Annotated in this window: 14 protein-coding genes and 3 pseudogenes; 9 read left to right on the top strand and 8 right to left on the bottom strand. The window is 43.2% G+C overall.

Annotation, left to right across the window (positions count from 1 at the left end):
• Positions 1-74: 74 nt before the first annotated feature.
• Complete coding sequence (locus AC4CUZ_RS01145; protein ID WP_419381290.1) at positions 75-3,557, bottom strand: Rne/Rng family ribonuclease; 3,483 nt, start codon at positions 3,555-3,557, stop codon at positions 75-77.
• Between the two features lie 756 nt (positions 3,558-4,313).
• Between AC4CUZ_RS01145 and AC4CUZ_RS01140 the strand changes: the two genes are divergently transcribed.
• Both AC4CUZ_RS01140 and AC4CUZ_RS01135 read left to right on the top strand, forming a co-directional pair.
• A complete protein-coding gene (locus tag AC4CUZ_RS01140; protein WP_004692575.1) occupies positions 4,314-5,252 on the top strand; it encodes an RluA family pseudouridine synthase in 939 nt (312 codons plus the stop codon).
• A gap of 271 nt (positions 5,253-5,523) precedes the next feature.
• Positions 5,524-6,192: an HAD-IA family hydrolase gene (locus AC4CUZ_RS01135; RefSeq protein WP_114837647.1), complete on the top strand. Its 669-nt coding sequence runs from the start codon at positions 5,524-5,526 to the stop codon at positions 6,190-6,192.
• A gap of 260 nt (positions 6,193-6,452) precedes the next feature.
• On the opposite strand, the gene AC4CUZ_RS01130 is transcribed toward AC4CUZ_RS01135, so the two are convergent.
• From AC4CUZ_RS01130 to hcaR, 3 genes are all read right to left on the bottom strand, one after another.
• Positions 6,453-7,130, bottom strand: coding sequence for a DUF1345 domain-containing protein (locus AC4CUZ_RS01130; RefSeq protein ID WP_004692572.1), 678 nt, complete (start codon positions 7,128-7,130; stop codon positions 6,453-6,455).
• Between the two features lie 369 nt (positions 7,131-7,499).
• A complete protein-coding gene (locus tag AC4CUZ_RS01125; protein WP_326942891.1) occupies positions 7,500-8,252 on the bottom strand; it encodes an IS5-like element ISAba31 family transposase in 753 nt (250 codons plus the stop codon).
• Between the two features lie 45 nt (positions 8,253-8,297).
• On the bottom strand, positions 8,298-9,191 hold the full coding sequence (gene hcaR, locus AC4CUZ_RS01120; RefSeq protein WP_114837883.1) for a DNA-binding transcriptional regulator HcaR: 894 nt from the start codon (positions 9,189-9,191) through the stop codon (positions 8,298-8,300).
• A gap of 318 nt (positions 9,192-9,509) precedes the next feature.
• Between hcaR and AC4CUZ_RS01115 the strand changes: the two genes are divergently transcribed.
• The 4 genes and pseudogenes from AC4CUZ_RS01115 to AC4CUZ_RS01100 all read left to right on the top strand — a co-directional run.
• Positions 9,510-10,448, top strand: a complete 939-nt coding sequence (locus AC4CUZ_RS01115) for a cation diffusion facilitator family transporter (protein ID WP_419381403.1) — start codon at positions 9,510-9,512, stop codon at positions 10,446-10,448.
• 70 nt (positions 10,449-10,518) lie between these two features.
• A complete protein-coding gene (locus AC4CUZ_RS01110; RefSeq protein ID WP_114837881.1) occupies positions 10,519-11,574 on the top strand; it encodes an MBL fold metallo-hydrolase in 1,056 nt (351 codons plus the stop codon).
• 433 nt (positions 11,575-12,007) lie between these two features.
• Positions 12,008-14,200, top strand: a pseudogene (gene katG, locus AC4CUZ_RS01105) (catalase/peroxidase HPI).
• 66 nt (positions 14,201-14,266) lie between these two features.
• Positions 14,267-14,479: pseudogene (locus tag AC4CUZ_RS01100) on the top strand (IS701 family transposase); the annotation flags it as partial.
• 116 nt (positions 14,480-14,595) lie between these two features.
• Here AC4CUZ_RS01100 and AC4CUZ_RS01095 read toward each other — a convergent pair.
• Together AC4CUZ_RS01095 and AC4CUZ_RS01090 are read right to left on the bottom strand one after the other, a co-directional pair.
• Positions 14,596-14,721: pseudogene (locus tag AC4CUZ_RS01095) on the bottom strand (PAAR domain-containing protein); the annotation flags it as partial.
• A gap of 194 nt (positions 14,722-14,915) precedes the next feature.
• Positions 14,916-15,536 (bottom strand): TetR/AcrR family transcriptional regulator, encoded by a 621-nt coding sequence (locus AC4CUZ_RS01090; protein WP_114837804.1) that lies wholly within the window; start codon positions 15,534-15,536, stop codon positions 14,916-14,918.
• Between the two features lie 78 nt (positions 15,537-15,614).
• Here AC4CUZ_RS01090 and AC4CUZ_RS01085 point away from each other — a divergent pair, with 78 nt between their 5' ends.
• Positions 15,615-17,267: an acyl-CoA dehydrogenase family protein gene (locus tag AC4CUZ_RS01085; protein ID WP_419380824.1), complete on the top strand. Its 1,653-nt coding sequence runs from the start codon at positions 15,615-15,617 to the stop codon at positions 17,265-17,267.
• A gap of 6 nt (positions 17,268-17,273) precedes the next feature.
• Here AC4CUZ_RS01085 and AC4CUZ_RS01080 read toward each other — a convergent pair whose 3' ends face one another.
• Both AC4CUZ_RS01080 and AC4CUZ_RS01075 read right to left on the bottom strand, forming a co-directional pair.
• A complete protein-coding gene (locus tag AC4CUZ_RS01080) occupies positions 17,274-18,410 on the bottom strand; it encodes a DUF389 domain-containing protein (protein ID WP_114837806.1) in 1,137 nt (378 codons plus the stop codon).
• 282 nt (positions 18,411-18,692) lie between these two features.
• Positions 18,693-19,145 carry an Lrp/AsnC family transcriptional regulator gene (locus AC4CUZ_RS01075; protein WP_114837807.1) on the bottom strand — a complete coding sequence of 151 codons (453 nt, stop codon included), beginning with the start codon at positions 19,143-19,145 and terminating at the stop codon, positions 18,693-18,695.
• Between the two features lie 150 nt (positions 19,146-19,295).
• Between AC4CUZ_RS01075 and AC4CUZ_RS01070 the strand changes: the two genes are divergently transcribed.
• Together AC4CUZ_RS01070 and AC4CUZ_RS01065 are read left to right on the top strand one after the other, a co-directional pair.
• Positions 19,296-19,910 (top strand): LysE family translocator, encoded by a 615-nt coding sequence (locus AC4CUZ_RS01070; RefSeq protein ID WP_419380825.1) that lies wholly within the window; start codon positions 19,296-19,298, stop codon positions 19,908-19,910.
• A gap of 188 nt (positions 19,911-20,098) precedes the next feature.
• Positions 20,099-20,287, top strand: a complete 189-nt coding sequence (locus tag AC4CUZ_RS01065) for a DUF7230 family protein (protein WP_004978921.1) — start codon at positions 20,099-20,101, stop codon at positions 20,285-20,287.

Genomic DNA, 20,287 nt, shown 5'->3' with positions numbered 1-20,287 from the left:
AATCTGACGAAAATAACAAAAAAACCTAGCCACTGACATGACTAGGTTTTTAAAATTTACAACTCTAGGGCGAATTACGACTCAGTCGGGCTCGCTTTTTTCGGTGGACGACCACGTGGACGACGTGGGCGAACTGGCTTGTCCGAGTCTGATTTATCCGACTCGTCCGCAGCTGTTTCCGCTACAGTTTCAGTCACTTCTACTTTTTCAGCTTGCTTTGATGCTCTAGGCGCTTTGGCTTGAACCGGAGCAACAACAACTTCCACTTCTTCAACCGCAGCTACATCAGCCATGCTTTTCACTTCACTGCTTTCAACGGCAATAGGCGCTTCGCTTTCTGTTACAATAGCAGGCTCGTTTTCCTCTGGAGTTACAGCAGGCGCAGCTTCAGCAGCAGGCGTTTCTGCAACAACCGCTGTTTCAGGCGCTGACGATTCAGCAACAGGTGTTGTTTCGCGCGCTTGTTTGGCTTGTTCAGCAGCCAGTTTAGCTAAACGACGACGCTCACGCGGGTCATTTGCAACACGTTGTTCAGACACAGGTGCAGGCGGTATCAGGTCCAATACTGGAACTGGCTCTGCTTCAGGCTGCGCTTTTGTGATTTCAACATCACGGGTGACCGGTTTTTTCTCTGCTTCAACAGCAGGCGTTGTCACAGTTTTGCTTAACGTTGCTGCATACTCTTCAGTAAATTTCTGAAGGGCACGGTTGAAGGTTGGAATTAAACCAAACTGCTCAATCAGCACTGAACAGTCTTCACCATAGACATGGCGAATCAAGCTGCTGATGGTGTACTGACCTAAAGTTGGCACCTGTGAAGGTGTGAGTTTAGGTGTTTCAGTTTGCTGTGTGTGTGCAGCGCGTTGTTGGCGACGGCGTTGGCGTGGATCATTGCTGGCACGTTTTACGCTTTCACGTGGTTTTTGCTCTGCTTGTTGTTCAGCAGGTGCTGCTACAACTTCAGTTGCTTTCTCCTGTACCACTTTCTCAGCTTTTACTTCAACATCTGCTTTCGCAACAGCCGCTTGCTGAGGCTTGGTTTCGGTTGCAGTGTGTGCAGGCGGAGTTAATGCCATGATTTCACTTTGCGCTTGATCGACATTCACCACATGGGCTGTTGTGATCATTTCTTGACGCGGCGCTTCAATCAACTCAACTTTAACTTGAGGTTCTTGAACCACAGCTGGCGCTGCTTCAGTCGCTTGCTCATTCAGTACACTTGGGTCGCGATGGCGATTTGGGCGTTCTGGACGAGGTTGGTTACGGCGGTCACGACGTGGCATTGCATTTTGCTGTTCGTTTTGAACATCAGTGTTTTGCTGTTGCTCACCGTGTTGGCGACGTGATGAACGCTTGTTTTCACGCGGTTCCTGACGTTGCTGTTCACTGCGCTCTGGACGGTCTTGACGTTGTTGTTCACCGCGCTCAGTACGTTGTTCATGACGGTCTTGGCGTTGTGGCTCATTGCGTTCAGGACGTTGTTCATAACGATCTTGGCGCTGTTGATCTTGACGAGAGACCTGCACAATTTCTTCATGAACTTGGTTGTCATGTTGCGCATTTTGCTCACGTGACTCTTTGTGCTTATTAGGGCGCTTTTTGTTGTGGCGTGTGCCGCGTTCTTCTTTCTCTACATGCTTATCTTCACGGTGTTCAGATTTGGCATGAACAGGTGCAGCGCTCATGTAGACATTGTTGCTTGGCGCGACAGGTGCCACAGCAGGCGTGCCAACTTGACCAAACTGACCACGGCTCACTGCACCGCCATTTACCATTTGCTCAATGGCAGCAGCAGCATTATTTGCAGAGCGTGATTGATCGACAGTCGCGGCTTGTTTTTGTACAAACAAGTTTTCTAACCATGCACATGGGCTGCTTGAAGGTGCAGTTTGGGCAGGGGCTTGTTGCGCAACTTGTTGTTGTGGCGCGTTGTTACGAGGTTTTTTGTTGCCTTTTTCTTGTTGTACAGGCGCAGGAGCGGCATGTTGATGCACATGATCTGCACCATCTAAATGCCATTCTGATGACTCGTAACCCAACTCTTTTTCGCTTGAACGTGTTGCTTCTGTACGTTCATAGCTGGTTGGTGCAAAGCCTTCAGGGTTATACGAAATTTCGTAATGCGGAGTTTCTAAGTGTGGGTGCGGAAGCACAGTCACACGAACACCTGAGGTTTGTTCGAGGTAAACCAAAGTGTGACGCTTTTCATTCAATAAGAATGCTGCAATTTCAACAGGAACCTGTACTTGAACTTCACCATGACGTTCACGCAGCGCAATTTCTTCTACTTTACGCATGATTGAAAGCGATAATGAGCGTAAGTCACGAACCATACCTGTGCCATGACAGCGCGGGCAGACATAACCTGTTGCTTCTTCAAGCGAAGGGCGTAGACGTTGACGGCTCATTTCCATCAAGCCAAAACGAGACAATTGACCGAATTGGATACGGGCACGGTCGCTTTGTGTTGCTTCGCGAAGTTTCGCCTCAACCATACGTTGGTTGCGGTCTTTGGTCATGTCGATAAAGTCGATCACGACCAAACCACCAATGTCACGTAAACGCAGTTGACGTGCAATTTCTTCCGCTGCTTCAAGGTTGGTATTGAGCGCTGTATCTTCAACATCACTACCACGGGTTGATTTTGCAGAGTTAATGTCGATTGACACTAATGCTTCGGTTTGGTCAATAACGATTGAACCGCCTGAAGGAAGTTTCACTTCACGTTCATAAGCGGTTTGAATTTGACTTTCGATACCAAAATGAGCAAATAACGGTTCATTTAGCGTATAAGTTTTTAGCTTGTCGATTTGACGAGGCATGACTGCTTTTACGAAGTTATAGGCTTCGTTATAGGCTTGCTCTGAATCAATTAAGATTTCAGCAACATCATCACGTAAATAATCACGAATCGCACGCGTCACCACGCCTGCTTCTTGATGCACTAACATTGGTGATGGACCAGAACTTGCCGTGTTTTGGATTTGCGCCCAAAGATCCAGTAAGTGCTGTAGGTCGAGTTGTAACTCTTCTTGAGAACGGCCGATACCTGCAGTACGTACAATCACGCTCATGCCACGAGGTACATTTAATGACGCCAACATTTCTTTCAATTCTTCACGTACTGAACCTGAAATTTGACGGCTAATACCACCACCTTTCGGGTTGTTTGGCATGAGTACCAAATAGCGACCAGCTAAAGAAATGAAGGTAGAAAGGGCAGCGCCTTTGTTGCCACGTTCTTCTTTTTCAACTTGAACCAAAAGCTCTGTGCCTTCAGTAATCAATTCGCGAATGTTTGAAGTTTGGCGTGGGTCTGCTTGGTAATATGAATTTGCGATTTCACGCATAGACAAGAAGCCTTGACGTCCCGCACCATATTCAACAAAGACGGCTTCTAAAGAAGGCTCAACGCGAGTCACGTGACCTTTATAGATATTGGATTTTTTTTGTTCACGGGTACGATTCTCTAAGTCAAAATCGTAAAGACGCTGCCCAGTGACAAGTGCAACGCGAATCTCTTCTGCATGTGTTGCATTAATCAACATACGTTTCATGGGTGTAACACCTAATAGTGATACACAGCAAACTATCGCTAAACACGTAGCGAACATCAAACATCACGGACCAATTTTACTCAGATCTCAAATAAACCAATTGTGGTCTGAGTTTTATTACCTGCCTTTTTGATCGGCTTCGGTTTTGATTCACATATTGATGATGGCAATACGGCTTCAATCTTTAAACGATTAAAGTCTCCTGCGCGTTTCACTGGCGGACAAGCGGTGCATTGGATGTAAGTAACTTTCACTGTCACATTTGCTCGAAGAGCAACCCTTCTTTTTGGATAGGGTGTCTTGATACGGAATTATCATCGTACCTTTACAACTGAACAGATCCATATGCATCAACGCTGTGGCCTGAATACGACATCAGGGAGCGACTAATCTGATGTATATCAGTTTACGTTTAAAAACCAACCTTCGTTGGTCACATATTTTTTTGGGCAAACTGATTTATGTGCAGATGCACAATTAAACCTAACAGTTTGCTGTTTTGCCGATATAATAAGCCTTCGGCGTCGGCATAATTCTTTTGGGACCGTTCCAAGCTGAGTTGAGTTATTTTCTTAACTATTCAATTTAAAATTGAAATGATTAAGCTTTTGACTCACTTATGGTGGTATCCGTGCGCTGACTATATCAAACCTTGTACCATCTGCCTATGGGCTAAGCTAGTCTTTCTTGTGTAAAGCATAGCCTAAGTGGTCATTTTTTATTCAAATTCCGTATTTTTTAGGTCGCAGTAACTGTATGAATTCTACCCAACAATGGCAAAACGTGACGTGGTTTGAAGTGGACGAGCATCAAGCAGGGCAACGGATTGATAACTTTTTATTTAGCCGTTTAAAAGGTGTGCCTAAAAGTCGTATTTATCGCCTGATTCGTGAAGGTCAGGTTCGCGTGAATAAAAAGCGTATAAAAGCAGAAACTAAGCTGTCTATTGGTGACCAAATTCGTGTGGCCCCGATTCGCTATGAACAAAAAGATGAAAATGCGGCGCCTGTTTCTGACAAAGTAGCACAGAGTTTACTCAGCCGTGTGGTGTATGAAGATGAGGGCTTGATGGTTGTCAATAAGCCATCGGGCATTGCCGTACATGGCGGAAGTGGCGTGGCTTATGGTCTGATTGAAGGCTTACGTGCGGCAACAGGTAAAAAATACTTAGAACTGATTCATCGTATTGACCGTGATACCTCAGGTTTGGTGATGATTTCTAAAAAACGTAGTGTGTTAAAAAGTTTGCAAGACATGTTGCGTGAACACAAAATTAAGAAAACTTACGCCGCTGTTGTCAAAGGTGTGGTGAGTTTAGACAAGCAGTTAATTGATGCACCTTTGCACCGTTATGAACTGGCCAATGGTGAACGTCGTGTGCGTGTGTCGAGTGAAGGTAAAGAGTCTAAAACACAGTGGAATGTGGCTGAGCGCTTTATGCATGCAACCTTAGTTTATGCATCGCCACTTTCAGGGCGTACCCATCAAATTCGTGTGCATGGTTTAAGCATTGGTCATCCACTGGTCGGGGACGATAAATATGGTCATGAAACAGAATATAAAGGACCGAAACCGCGTCGTTTATGTCTGCATGCAATGCGTTTAGACATCCCAGGTTATGCGCCAATTGAAGCGCCGTTACCTGAAGATATGCAGAGTATTGTGGCGCAGCTAAGAGCACAGAAGAAGGACTAAATCTTTTCCCTTTCATTTTGGGAGAAGTGATAAAGCCATGACTTTTGTTGGTTGTGATTAATTCAAAAGGATGCTGTATTCGTCATCGTTACTTTTCAAAGATGAAAAGTAACAAAAATCTTTTGTTGAGCTGATGGAACGTCCTGAACGCGCTTTAAGCACTGATTTAAAGCGAAATGCAAGTCAGCTCAACGGTGACATCCTTGTCGCCATTGTGTAGCAAATGCATCGTGTAAATTGACTTTATAAAAGTAAATATTGGAACCCCAGAATGAACAAACCTGTAGAACTGATTATCTTTGATTGGGATGGGACATTATTTGATTCAGTGGGGCAGATTGTGGCGAGTTTAATGTTTGCCGCGCAGCAATTTGCACAGCCTTTAACTGCTGATGCAGCAAAAAGTATTATTGGTTTAGGTTTGCCAGAAGTCGCGCAGCGATTATTTCCTCAAGTGCCTGAGTTACATACTGAGATTTTGCAATGCTATGCCGAGCATTATGTGGCGAACTCGAAAGGTGATGTCTGGTTCGACGGCGTAGCCGATATGTTGAATGGCTTACGTGAAACGGGTTTACAGTTGGCGGTGGCGACAGGTAAAAGTCGTAAAGGCTTAGATCGAGTATTAGCGCAAACACAGAGCCAAGCACTATTTGTGACAACGCGTGCTGCCAGTGAGACCAAATCTAAACCGCATCCTTTGATGTTGGAAGAGATTTTAGCTGAAACGGGTGTGTCTGCGGAAAGCGCGATTATGGTCGGTGATACCAGTTATGACCTAGAAATGGCGCGTAATATTGCCATGCCGAGAATCGGGGTGAGCTATGGGGTGCACACACCTGAAACGCTCAGACAATATCAACCTTTAGCCATCGCGGATGATGTGCCGAGCTTGCAGCAGCATTTATTGCAATATGTTGACCTTAAGCAAGTGATTTAACTTGAGTAGTCTAAATATATAACCTGTGGAAGATGGTCAGAGTGAGCCTGCCTGTTTTGGGTCGATCATCTTCAAAGCTTTTGTCTTTAGTATGTTTTAAGGCTGATGAACTGTTCATTGAATTGTTGGGTTTGTGATTTGAAAAAGCTCTTTGATGGGGGCTTTTTTTTTGTGATGTTGTCGTTGAAAGGACTTCAATCATCGTCTTTATATTGGATAGTTGTCATTTGTGAGGATGACCAAGAAATGAAAAAAAACGTTTAAAGCGTGATAAAACCCGCCGCGACATTGATGCTAATGGCGAGAATAGAGGTATTAAAACCATAAGCTAAAATAATGTGCAGAATATTGAGAATACGCATCGAACGTGAGGTAATGGAAACATCCGCGGTTTGCGCAGAAGTGCCAATCACATAACTAAAATATAAAAAGTCGGGATAGGTCGGTTGAGCCGTTTTGGGAAAGTCTAAGCCTGCATCTTGTTGGTCTGCGAGGGCGAGATAATAGTCATGTGCATAATGAATGGCAAACACGGTATGCATAAAGAACCATGCACTAATAATGGTGAGTAAGGACAGCGCTAAGTGCCCATATTTGATGGTTGGGTCATTCGGAAGATGAGTCAACTCTAATACAATCGCAATTAAGCACATGAGCAAAGTCAGGATCACCAACAGTAGAATGATCCATTTACTGGCATCTTGCTGTTGTGCATGTTGCAGGATGTGCCGATGGTCAACAGACCACAGGGTGGTCATAGTTTTGACTAAATAACTTGAGACGGCAATATTCCAACTGATCAATAAATTGGTCGACCAAGACCAGTCGGTAAATGTATTCAGCAGCGTATAAAAAACAGCAGTTAGCAAAAAACTAATGAAAAAGAAGGGGCGAAATTTCATTGCTGTTTTTAAACGCTGCAAAGTGGGCATCGGCATAATTTTCTCCTTCTTCGTTTTATTTTTTTCGTGCAGCTAAAGTCGCAAGATCTACTTCAGTACCAGTCTGTGTTCGGACTTCAGCTGTAGGGAACTTGACAAAAGCCTGTTTTTCTTAGCCTATCCTAGCTTAAAAAGAATGCAAAATGAAAAAGCGAGATATCATCGACATCGCTTAAAAACAAAAGGGTAAAAATACGCTTTTCATGCAGAGGATTGGTTGATGAGAAAGGCGCGTAGCTATTTATTCAGAAAATAGTGACGCGCCGAATGAGATGAATAATTAGAACCCACTGCAGATTTATGCGCGGTTAATATCCAAATAAAATACTCGAGTCAGTAGGGTCTGTTGACATTTACTGTTCATAATTAACCCCATAAAGGTAGCCATAAAAATATACAGGCTAAAGCAACAGAACTTTGATAATTTCTTTTGAGCTTGTCATATCGAGTAGCTATTCCTCTAAATTGCTTTAATCTACAAAACATATTTTCAACTAAATGCCTGATTTTATATAAATACCAGTCCATATGGTCATTGTTCGATTGGCTATTTGTTTTCTTTGGTATATTCGCTTTAGTCCCTGTTTTCCTGATCTGTTCACGCAGTGGTTCTGAATCATAGCCTTTATCTGCACATACCACTTTTGTCTCTTTTAAATCTAATGTTGATATTAAATCAGGTGCAACTTTAACATCATGTGTGGTTCCATCGGTAATCATGAAATCAATAGGATTGCCATGTGCATCAACAATCAAATGTATTTTTGAGGAGTTTCCTCCTACACTTTTAGAAATAGATTGATTCGCTATGCCGGCAGAATGTTGATGAGCACGTACATGAGAGCCATCAATAAAAATCCACTCCATATCGGGGCATGAGGCTAGTAATTTGAATAATCTAAGTAACTTACCGCTGCTTGACCAACGATTAAAACGTTTGAAAATAGAGTTTGAATGACCAAAACAACAAGGAATATCTCGCCACGGACAGCCTGTTCTAATTCTATAGAGAATAGCTTCAATAAAATTGCGTAAATTTGAGTTGTGGTGAATGGATAAATTACGCAGAATAACTTTCAACTTTTGCCAGTGTTGATCTGTCAGCATGGTACGAGGCATAGCGAATAGTAAAATTGGGTTTGGCGATTTGATTTTACTACTTCGCTATTTTTTTAAGCTAAAAGTGTCAACACACCCTAATTCTATAAATTTAGTCACTGCCAGTGAGCTGTTATTTTTACGATAGTTCACATACAGATCCAAATACGGCAGCTCAACCTCAAGTAGACGAATTACCGTGTTGTTCATGCTAAGTGGCGCAACATAACCGGGTAAAATTGTACAGCCGAGTCCCAAGCCAATGGCGTTGATATTGAATAGGATGTTATCGGCTTTTTGCACAATGTTGAATTCGACATTATGAGCTTTGGCAAATTCCAAAATAGTTAGGTGCAAAGTCTGTGACTGCTCGGCTGCGGGAATAATAAAATCAATGCCATCTAGTGCTTTAACCGGAATTCGCTCGTATTGGGCCAAAGGATGGTCTTTCGGCAGCAGGAAAATGAGTGGTTCACGCAGTACAAACTGGCTTTCGATTTCATCACTATGGACATTATTTCGCGTAAAGCTAATGTCCAACTCCCCTTTTTTCAGCAAACGCAGTTGCTCAGTATTGTTCATACTGAGCAACTCAATTTTTAACTCTGGGTTTTGTACTCGTAAATTGGGCAGCACATAAGGAAAGATTTTCATTTCCGCCACAGGGACAAAACCAATGCGGAGCATCTGCTGTTTGGCTTGTGACACTTGGCGTGCCATAGCGACCGCTTTGTCTGCCTGAGCCAAGGTGAGACGTGCTTGTTCAAGGAAAACAGCGCCTTCTTCCGTGAGTTCAACTTTTCGCTTGGTTCGATACAGTAACTGCACGCCGACATCTTCTTCAAGGTCTTTGATTTGCTGACTTAATGAGGGTTGAGCTGTATAAAGTTTCAGTGCTGCTTTACTAAAGTTCAGTTCTTCAGCAACAGTAATGAAATAGCGAAGGTGTCTAAGTTCCATATAAATAACCCACTGACTAATCCAAAAAATGTCTTACCATGACTGCCGTAAAGTATAATCGATAAACAACAATGCCGTGAAGATGATTCAATTATTTAGAAAATAAATGATCTTGGATTGAGTCTTAAGACTTTTCTATACGAAATCACTTTTTTAATAATTGCTAAAAGGTATTAATTAAGTACTAAAAATAGTTCATACCAATCACTTGAAAATCGGGTGAGGTGAACTACATAAAAATACAATTGCGTTTTGCTGAAATTGGATATGATAAAAACATAAATATAATTTAATTGAACATATGGGCTAAAAATCGATATGGCAGATTCAAATAAACTGGTGGTCTATGCCGCGTTGTTGGGGAATTTAGCCATTGCGCTGGTAAAATTTATTGCGGCTTATCTGACCAATAGCTCTGCCATGTTGAGTGAAGCGATTCACTCTGTTGTGGATACCTTAAACGAAATTTTACTGTTATATGGATTGAAGAAGTCAAATAAACCTGCCAATTTTAATCATCCTTTTGGCTATGGGCGAGAGCTGTATTTTTGGGCCTTCATTGTATCTCTTATGGTCTTTGCCTTAGGGGCATTGGTGTCTATGTACAATGGGATCATGCACATTTTGCATCCTGAACCTATTCTAAACCCGACCATCAATTATGTTGTACTTGGCTTTGCATTTGTAAGTGAGGGGACTTCATGGTGTGTTGCCCTGAAAGTATTTCGTAAGGCCAAAGGTCAGCAAGGTTATTTCGAAGCTTTTCGACGCAGTAAAGACCCCACCAAGTTTACCGTTTTGTTTGAAGACTCTGCCGCATTAATTGGTCTATTGATTGCCTTTCTGGGTATTTATTTGGCACATCGTTTAAATATGCCTGCACTGGATGGGGTGGCGTCCATTCTGATTGGGCTGGTTCTGGCGGTGTCTGCTTTTCTACTGGCTCGAGAAACCAAAGGTTTGCTGCTTGGTGAGACCGCAGACCTGCATGTACGGCAAAATATCTTAAAAATTGCCCAAGATGATGAAGGCGTACTGTCGGCCAACGGCTTACTGACCGAACAAATGGGCGCCAAACAGGTTTTGGCCTCATTGAGCGTGGAGTTTGAAGATCACCTGACTACCGATGAGATAGAAGCGTGTGTTAATCGCATTGAAGTAAAAATTAAACAAAAACATCCTGAGATTGTGGCACTCTTTGTTAAGCCGCAATCAAAAAAAGTGTGGTTAGAGCGAATGCAAGGACGCTTGGAATAGGTTAAGGTAGAGGTCAGTTTTCAAAACTGGTCCTGTTACTGGTGTATTGCAATAAAGATAACGACGTTAAATGAAGCCAAAATCAACTGAACTCCATTATCAAATTCCGACTGAAAATACCATGTCCCATACATGGCGACAGCCCGAATTTCAGTTTCTACACTCCGATCATTATAACGGGACTCGCTTTGTCAATTCGGTTCGTCGACCTGAGGGCCGTAGCCGAGGCGACTTGCTGAAATGGTTGATTAAGCGTAAATCTTCGACATGGAATGTAGATTTGGCGCAAGAGTATGCGCACTTTCATGCCGATAAAAAAAGCCTGCCGCAAGATCGGCCTCATGCCGATTTAAAGGATTGGCAGGTGTGGTTTGTGGGGCATGCCACGGTATTACTGCAGATTGGACCCTATAACTTATTGACCGATCCTGTGTGGGCGGAACATGTCAGTCCGAAGCAAGGGCGGGGACCTCGCCGTGTTATGCCTGCTGGCATTGCCTTGGAAGATTTACCGACCATCCATGCAGTGCTCTTGAGCCACAACCACTATGACCATATGGATATTGCCAGTCTGAATTGGTTGTATGAGCGTTTCGCCATGCCCATTTATACAGGCTTAGGTAATAGATGGTATTTACCCAAGCACTTACAAGTGCTGGAAATGGATTGGTGGCAGTCGGCGCGTCTGCATGATTTAAAACTGGTCTACACCCCAGCACAGCATGGTTCTGGCCGTGGTCTGCGCGATCAAAATCGTGCGTTATGGGGCGGGTTTAGTGTTCACTGTGGCGCTGACTATGCTTATTTTGCGGGGGATACGGGTTATTCACCGCACTTTAAAGAGCTGCATCAGCGTTTTGGCGCACCGCGAATTGCGTTACTGCCTATCGGGGCGTATGAACCGCGTGAGCTCATGCGCTATATGCATATGAATCCGCAAGATGCTTTTCAAGCACACAAAGACCTGCATGCCAAATGCTCGATGGCCATTCACTATCGTACCTTTCAGCTGACCGATGAAAGTCGTGAACAACCCGAAATTGACTTAAAAGTGGCGATGAAAAATAGCTCAAAGCTGATGAATCCGTTTGTCTGTTTAAGAGAAGGTCGACGTTTAACTGTGTAATGAATGCTTTATATAAAGATTATGTGATGGCTGGGGCAAAAACAGTCATCACCAAGACCATAACGACATCACAAAATATCTTTCAAATAAAATCTAAAAACCGAAAGTACGCTTCTTTTGTTGTTTGATTTTACTCAATTTGAGCCGCGTTCATTACTTATGGGGGCGTCTCAGTTTTAATCGATGAACTCAATTGAAAATGCCCATCAACCTCGCATAAAAAGCCTTTCTTTCTGCTGTTTTTTCATCGGATCTTATCTTGTTGAAAAATTAAAATTCTTTCTTTCTTAAAGATTTACATAGAAGAATCCGATTGTTTTTATTCGTAAAACTCGCTTTAGATTGTCATCAAAAGGGGCTATGTTAGAACAGTAATAATTACTTTAAACGGTTCATGATAATCATAATTTGATGATCAAATTTGGAGCTCGACATGACACAGAATATGCAAGCATCAGGTTGTCCATTTCACCAGAAAGATGGTGGACAAACGAGTTTAGCCAGCACCAATAATTCTGATTGGTGGCCCAATGCGCTCAATCTCGACATTCTGTCGCAACACGATAAAAAAACCAACCCGATGGATCCTGATTTTGACTATGCAGCCGCTTTCAAATCATTGGATTTAGAAGCGGTGAAACAAGACCTCCGTGAACTCATCAACAGCAGCCAAGAATGGTGGCCATCTGACTATGGTAGTTACATTGGAATGTTTGTACGTACCGCATGGCACTTGGCGGGTTCTTACCGTAAACAAGATGGACGTGGCGGCGCTAACACAGGGAACCAACGTTTTGCACCCCTCAACAGTTGGCCTGATAACGTCAACACCGATAAAGGCCGTCGCCTACTTTGGCCAATCAAACGTAAATATGGCAACAAAATTTCATGGGGCGATTTAATCGTTCTTGCAGGGACCGTGGCTTATGAAGAAGCAGGTCTAAAAACCTTTGGTTTTGGTGGAGGTCGTCTAGATATTTGGGCACCCGAAAAAGACATTTACTGGGGTGAAGAAGGTCAATGGTTAGCACCAACGGCAAACCGATATGCCAATGATCAAGACCGTAAATCGCTTGAAAATCCATTAGCAGCGGTACAAATGGGTTTAATCTAAGTCAATCCAGAAGGGGTTGATGGCGTCCAAGATCCACTTCGTACTGCACAAGACATGCGTGTCACTTTTGACCGTATGGGAATGGATGATGAAGAAACTGTCGCACTCACTGCGGGTGGTCATACCGTAGGTAAAGCGCACGGAAATGGTAAAGCCGAAAACTTAGGGGCAGATGTCGAAAGCGCGGATGTAGAGTTCCAAGGTCTCGGTTGGCATAACTCGGAAGGTACAGGCAATGGCGCGAACACCATGGTCAGTGGTTTAGAAGGGGCCTGGACCACACACCCGACCAAATGGGATAACGAATTTTTCTATCTGCTGTTCACTTATGAATGGGAAAAAACGACCAGTCCAGCGGGTGCGAAACAATGGGAACCGATTAACATCAAAGAGGAAGACAAACCTGTTGATGCACATAACCCCAATGTCCGTCGTAATCCAATGATGACTGATGCCGATATGGCACTCAAAATGGACCCTGAATACCGCAAAATTTCAGAGCGTTTTTATGCAGATCCAGCTTACTTGTCTGAAGAGTTTGCGCGTGCTTGGTACAAGCTCACTCACCGTGACATGGGACCAAAATCTCGTTACTTAGGTGCAGATGTGCCGAATGAGGATCTGATCTGGCAAGACCCAATTCCATCGGTCGATTATGTTTTGTCTGAAGCTGAAATTGAAGACTTAAAAGCGAAGTTGCTAAATAGCGGTTTAACTTCGGTTGAATTGATTAATACTGCTTGGGATAGTGCGCGGACTTTCCGTGGTTCAGACTACCGTGGTGGTGCCAATGGTGCACGTATCCGTCTTGCACCACAAAAAGACTGGGTGGGCAATGAGCCTGAGCGTTTAGCCAAAGTTTTGGCGAAGCTTGAAGAAATTCAGGCGAGTCTGGCGAAAAAAGTCAGCATTGCAGACTTGATTGTACTGGGTGGTACGGCAGCTGTTGAAAAAGCGGCGCATGCTGCGGGTGTGAATATCAAAGTTCCGTTCCTTGCAGGACGAGGTGATGCGACTCAAGAGCAAACCGAGGTGTATTCTTTTGAAGATTTACTCCCTAAGCATGATGGTTTCCGTAACTGGGTCAAAGAAGATTACAGTGTACAACCTGAAGAAATGTTGTTAGACCGCGCACAATTACTCGGTTTGACTGCGCCTGAAATGACGGTTCTCGTCGGTGGTATGCGTGTGCTTGGTACTAACTATGCAGGTACAGCAGAAGGCGTGTTGACGGCTCGCGTAGGGGTATTGAGCAATGACTTCTTTGTGAACTTAACGGATATGAAATATAACTGGAAACCCGTGGGTAAAAACCGTTATGAAATTGTAGACCGTGCGACAGGGGCAACCCAATGGACGGCGACACGTGCCGACTTAGTTTTTGGTTCAAACTCGATTTTACGTTCATATGCAGAAGTTTATGCGCAAGATGACAACAAAGAGAAATTTGTAAAAGACTTTGTTGCTGCTTGGGTAAAAGTAATGAATGCAGACCGTTTTGACGTGAAGTAGTTTAATTGAATAGGACTTACGCATTGACGGATTCAAAAAAGTATTAAAATACTTTATAAAGTATCTGTGATCAGACGAATTAAACATGCTTCTACAGCAACTTGTACATTACCCATTTATATGGGCTTTCTCATGACAGAACCGAACTCTATTAGCTGCACACAACTTGCCGAGACTTATAACATCTCGCATGATAGTGTAAATCGCTTTCTAGAACGTGAAGACTACACACCTCACGACCTATATCAAGAAGCAATTCAACATATTGATAATAATAAACGGCTTTGTTGCACAAAGATTTCATAACTATATGATTTTAAAAATTTTGATTATTTTTTGATCCAAAATTAAATTTATTTAAATCAGATGCTTACATATTTATGCAACAAAGCCCATTTAGGGCAAAAATGAGTCATACCATCAAGATGTACTGCCTTACCTTCGACTAAAAAAGATGAGTCACCTAAAACAATGATTCCACCATGATCTGTTTTACAACCTACTGTGATTAATGCTTTCATTTATTTTTTATAATTTTTTAACGATATTGTTATTAAACCATAAGAATTAAATGATACAAAATTCCAAGGAATACCCTGAAATATTGATTCCATTTTAGATTATAGGGCTTACACGATCCTAATTTTAATATTATTATATATATCAATTATTTAAAACTTAAATGTAAGCGCGAAAATGAATAGAACGCCTATTTTTATTCAAACTTAAGTTTTCCTAAACTTTGAACAATATCCTTTTCAAGTTCCTTCCACTCCTCAAACTCCGGCTCTACCAATAAAGTCTGCGACACAAAGCCATAACATACCCGCTGCACATTTAAACTCATTTGCTGGAGTTGCACTTCATCTCCAACATAAGGCTCAAGGATGCTGCGCCACATTTGCACCATCATGGCATAACTCTTTCGATAGCTTTCAATATTCGACACCTGCCGTTCCAGCAAAAAAGTCTGCGCCCAGAGAAACTGTCGAGTCTGAATCTGTTCGAGCTGAAAGTGAATAATCTGCTGTAAATAGTCCTCAAAACTCAATTTTGTGGATAACTCCATCAGGCTTTGTGCATAAGTTTTTAGCTGCTCCGCATTAGTTTTCACATGCTGATGAATGGTCAATGCAACCAAATCTTCCTTCTTTGAAAAGTACTCATAAAAGGTACCTAAACCGACTCCCGCCACATCGGTAATTTCCCGAATGGTAATTTCGTGCGCATGACGCTCATGCAAAAGCCGAACAAAACTTTCTTGTAAAGCTTCTTGGGTAAGCTTAGCTCGCGATTGGCGCGGTCTACGGCGGGCTTGGATCTCAGGATTCTTCATAGCACAAAGCTGAACATGGCAGACTCAATTTTTCTCTATACTGAAATGAAAAGCACAGCATAACAAGAGCAAAGTGATATGAATACGGCATGGATGACCCATCAAATTAGCAATCAGTTTGATGAACTGGAAAATTATAACCTGTTTGAAACCGATAGCATTTTACAAGAAATCCTGACTCGTTATGGTAGTCAGGATCAGGCAAAACTCACAGAGTTGGGGAATGTCGTTGGTTCAGCGGAATATTATGATTATGCCGACTTGGCCAATAGACATACGCCCATATTACATGCCTTTGATGCCCGTGGACGCCGTAAAGACTCTATCGAGTTTCATCCCGCATGGCATAAATGGATGGGATTAAATCGTCAGTTCGATACCCACGCACATCCGTTTAATCAGCCCAATTCACCCTCAAAATGGGTCGAATGGGCAGCGCGTTTTTATTTGGCAGGGCAGGTGGAGTGTGGAAATTTGTGCCCAAATTCGATGACCTTAGGCAGTATTCCACTGATTCAACGCGAACCTGAACTGTGGGCTAAAATCTGCGATAAGTTACTTTCGACAGAATACGATGAACGTGATGTACCGATTAGCCAGAAAAAATCGATTTGGCTAGGCATGGGCATGACTGAAAAGCAAGGTGGTTCAGATGTCCGTGCCAATGAAACCATTGCTGTACCAGTCGCTGAGTCGGGACGCGGTCAAGCCTATTTGCTCACAGGGCATAAATGGTTTTTCTCTGCACCGATGTGTGATGCGCATTTGGTGGTGGCAAAGACGGAACAAGATGGTTTGGCCTGTTTCTTTGTACCGCGCTGGCTGGAGGATGGCACCAAGAATCCGATCCATATCCAACGGCTAAAAGACAAAGTGGGCAATCGTAGTAACTCCAGCTCGGAAGTCGAATTTAAAGAGGCGTGGGGCATCATGATTGGGGAAGCTGGACGCGGTATTCCCACCATCATTGAAATGGCGAACTATACCCGTTTGACCTGTTCGGTGGGCAGTACTGCCATGCTTAGACAAGCCTTAGTGCAATGCCTTGCCTATACCCGTCAGCGCAAAGCCTTTGGTAAGCATTTGGCTGAACAACCGCTGATGCGCGCCGTATTGGCAGATTTAGCCTTAGAAACGGAAGCGGCGATGCAACTCAGTTTTCATTTGGCGCATTGTTATGAAACGGATGATGCGTTGTCCGTGGCGTGGAAACGCATTATGACCCCAGCTTCGAAGTTTTGGATTTGTAAACGTACTGTGGAACTCAGCGGTGAGGCAATGGAAGTTTTTGGCGGCAATGGCTATGTCGACAACAGCATTATGGCACGCATTTTTAAAGAAGCCCCAGTCAATACCATTTGGGAAGGCTCAGGCAATGTCATGTGTTTGGATGTGCTGCGTGCTATCAGCCGTGATGTAGAGTCGATTGAAATCCTGTTTCAAGATTTGGCCACCACGGCTATGCAAGATGAACAGTTGAAACAAGAGCTGCAAAATTTATTTCAGTTGTTCCAGCAGAAACCTGACGAACTACAATTCATGGGGCGCAGTTTGGTCAGCCGTTTGGTGATTTTGGCACAAGCAGTCCTACTGAAACGGCATGCACCAGACTATGTGGCTGATGGCTTTATTCAAAGCCGTTATAGTCCATTTCATGGTCGGGTTGTCGGGATGCTTGAAATGAAACAACCCGACGTAGAACGACTGCTGCATAGAGCATTTGTAGCTTAAAGCTCTTTATTGTACGGAAAGCTTTTGTGCTTCATCTTGTTCGAGTTTGATGGTGGGGCTATCTTCAGCCTGAATAATATCAATCGGAATAAAGCGGACTTGAACAATGCTTGGGTTATCGTTCAAGTCTGGCAATAGCTTTTGATTGAGTGCGGCAATTTGCGCTGGGCTAGGCGGAATATCTCCACGGATAGAGACACGGACTAAAGTGAAATCATCTCTTTTATCGTATTGGATGGTATCAATAATATTATTGGCGTGGTTGAGTTCTGTGCTAATGGTCGCCTCGGTACTGCTTTCGTACAGCCGTGTATTGAGCAGCGCATAAAAGTTGAGTGAGAGATAAATCCCTAAAAGTGCCAAGAACATTAGGCTAACAGCATTACGTTTGAGAAACTCTTTGACATTACTCTGCACTTCTTCGCTGGAACCCCGTCTAAAGCCTGCAATCCAAAGGACTAAAGATGAGCTAATCTGAATGGCGAAGATGTTGGTCACCGCCAGTAAAAATGCATTGGCTGAGTTTTTCCATTCCATATGTGCAAATAAAATCCCGCTGGCCACCAAGGGCGGAACTAAGGCCGTCGCAACGGCGACACCCACCACAGCCACAGACAGGCGAGGAGATACTGAGGCAAAAGCACCTGCGGCACCTCCTGCTAAAGCGATCATCAAATCCAAAATGGTTGGCTGTGTGCGCGATAAAATTTCATTGGTCATAGGCAGGTCATAGTTCACCAGCCCTAAAATGATCCCAATGCTATAAATCATGGCAATGCCCAGCAGCAAAGTGGATAGTGCGGTTTTAAACAGCAGCCAGCGGTTATCAATTAAAGCCAAGGCGATACCTGAAATCGGTCCCAGCATCATGGCAACCAACATCGCGCCAATCACCACTGCGGCAGAGTTGGACAGCAGTCCATAGCCTGCTATGACAGCAGCCAAGGCATTCATAATAAAAAAGGTTTTGCTGGGTAGAGCATCCGCTTGGATATTCAAGCGGACTTTTTGGTGGTCAATTTTTTTGGAGTTTTCGCGCAAGGCTTGCTTATAACGAATTTTTTCTTTCAGAAACTCATACTTTTCTTGGTCAGGTGTATCTTTGACCACAATGGTTGCATCTTTGTCTTTTTCGAGTGGCATGATGATGCTCTTATTTTGTATGTGATTAAGATTTAATCTAGCGCTTTTATCACGGGAAGCAAACAAAAAAATGGTGAGAAATAATATGATTCACGCTTCAATTTAGAATATGTTCTAGCCACTTTCTTTTTATTGAAGCGAGGTTTATCGATCTTGCTGAACATCACTCAGTAACAAAGATTTCGTAGTTCAGAGCAGGACAGATCTGCTTGAAATCGAGAAATTATCCATAAAAAGACAGATCAATTACAGATGTTTAGCTGACCCTAGAGCATAGTCTTGTTAGAACAAGACGCTACGATTGGAAATAATATTTTTCATTACCATGGTGGAGATGAGACGTTGTACATTCGGCAGTACTGACAAGTGCTCATCATAGAGTTTTTGATAACTTTCCAAGTCGTAGGTCACGACATGCAGCAAGTAGTCGGGGTCACCAAAAAGTCGCTGCGCTTTCACAATTTGAGGAACTTTTAGAATCGCTTCTTCAAGACTCTGCACCGAATCTTTATCGCCATTTTTGAGCGTCACGAAAACAATGGTGGAGAAATTCAAGCCGAGTTGGGAAATATCCAACTGTGCGCGATAGCCTTTGATAATACCTGAATCTTCTAAGGCTTTGACTCTGCGGTGACAGGGAGAGAGGCTAAGCCCTACCTTATGCGCCAACTCCGTAACAGATAAACGACCATCGGCTTGTAGTTCAGCAAGAATCTTCTTATCAATTTTATCCATGTGGAAGAATCTCTCCTTTTTAGGCGTTATTGCACAAATATTTGAAAGCACATTTTAGAGCCTAAAGGATATCCTTTCAAAATTATTTGATACAGATCATGTTTTGATTGGATTAAACCTCAAAACGGTGATGGATAAGAGAGGAAAGGGATGTCACTGAATATTTTAATTGCATTTTGGGGTGTTTCGATCCTGTTTGTGATGACACCAGGTATAGATTGGGCCTATGCCATTTCGTCCGGGATACAGGGCAAAAGAGTCTTGCCTGCGGTGACCGGGTTATTAACTGGGCATTTGATGGCGGCACTGATTGTTGCGGCGGGTGTAGGGATATTGGTGACCAGTCAGCCCGTATTGCTTCAAGTACTCACGGGTGTTGGGGCTGTTTATTTGCTGTGGATGGGACTGAGTCTGTCGATGCGTCCTGCAAGTATTAGCAGTGGTCAGGTTGCCATTGCATCTTCAAAGTCATGGTACATTCGAGGCGTATACTTGAGTGGATTAAACCCGAAAGTCCTGCTGTTATTTTTGGCTTTATTGCCACCCTTTATCGACCCGCAAGCGGCTTTGTCGCCCACCTCTCAAATTGTTTTATTGGCGGGGATTCACCTCATGAGTTGTGCGGCTGTTTATTTTTTGGTTGGATTTAGTGCGCAAAAAGTTTTGGGCACACGTCCACAGGCAGCTAGAGTGGTCAGTCGAGTGTCAGGGGCATTGATGATGTTGATGGCGATGATTTTATTGTTAGAACAGTTTTATGTCTAAGCGATATTTTAAGCATATGGATCAAAGGCAGTGCAAAATAAAGCATTGCCATAACCTGTAATTGAATTGAAAAATAGCGCATGAGTGAGGGATATAGGTTCAGCCAAAATCGCTTGTAATACGTTCAAAAAGGCGTAAAATTTCTAGCGCATCATCAGTGAGATGATCACATCAACAAGGTGAAAAAAATGGCAAAGAAGAAAGCTGAGCCAAAAGTTGTGATTCACAACTTCGTGGCTAAACATATGCATGAAGTTAACCAAAGCCAAGTCTTTGTAGACCGAAAGAAAAATGCAAAACGAGGCTATGACAAGCACAAAAAAGGGAGATATTCAGATGATTATCTCCCTTTTTTAATGTCCGTTCTTTGGGTTTAA

It is taken from the genome of Acinetobacter sp. 789_lipA, assembly GCF_058242845.1.
The sequence above is the reverse complement of the archived record's forward strand: the minus strand, read 5'-3'. Positions and strand labels throughout refer to the sequence as shown.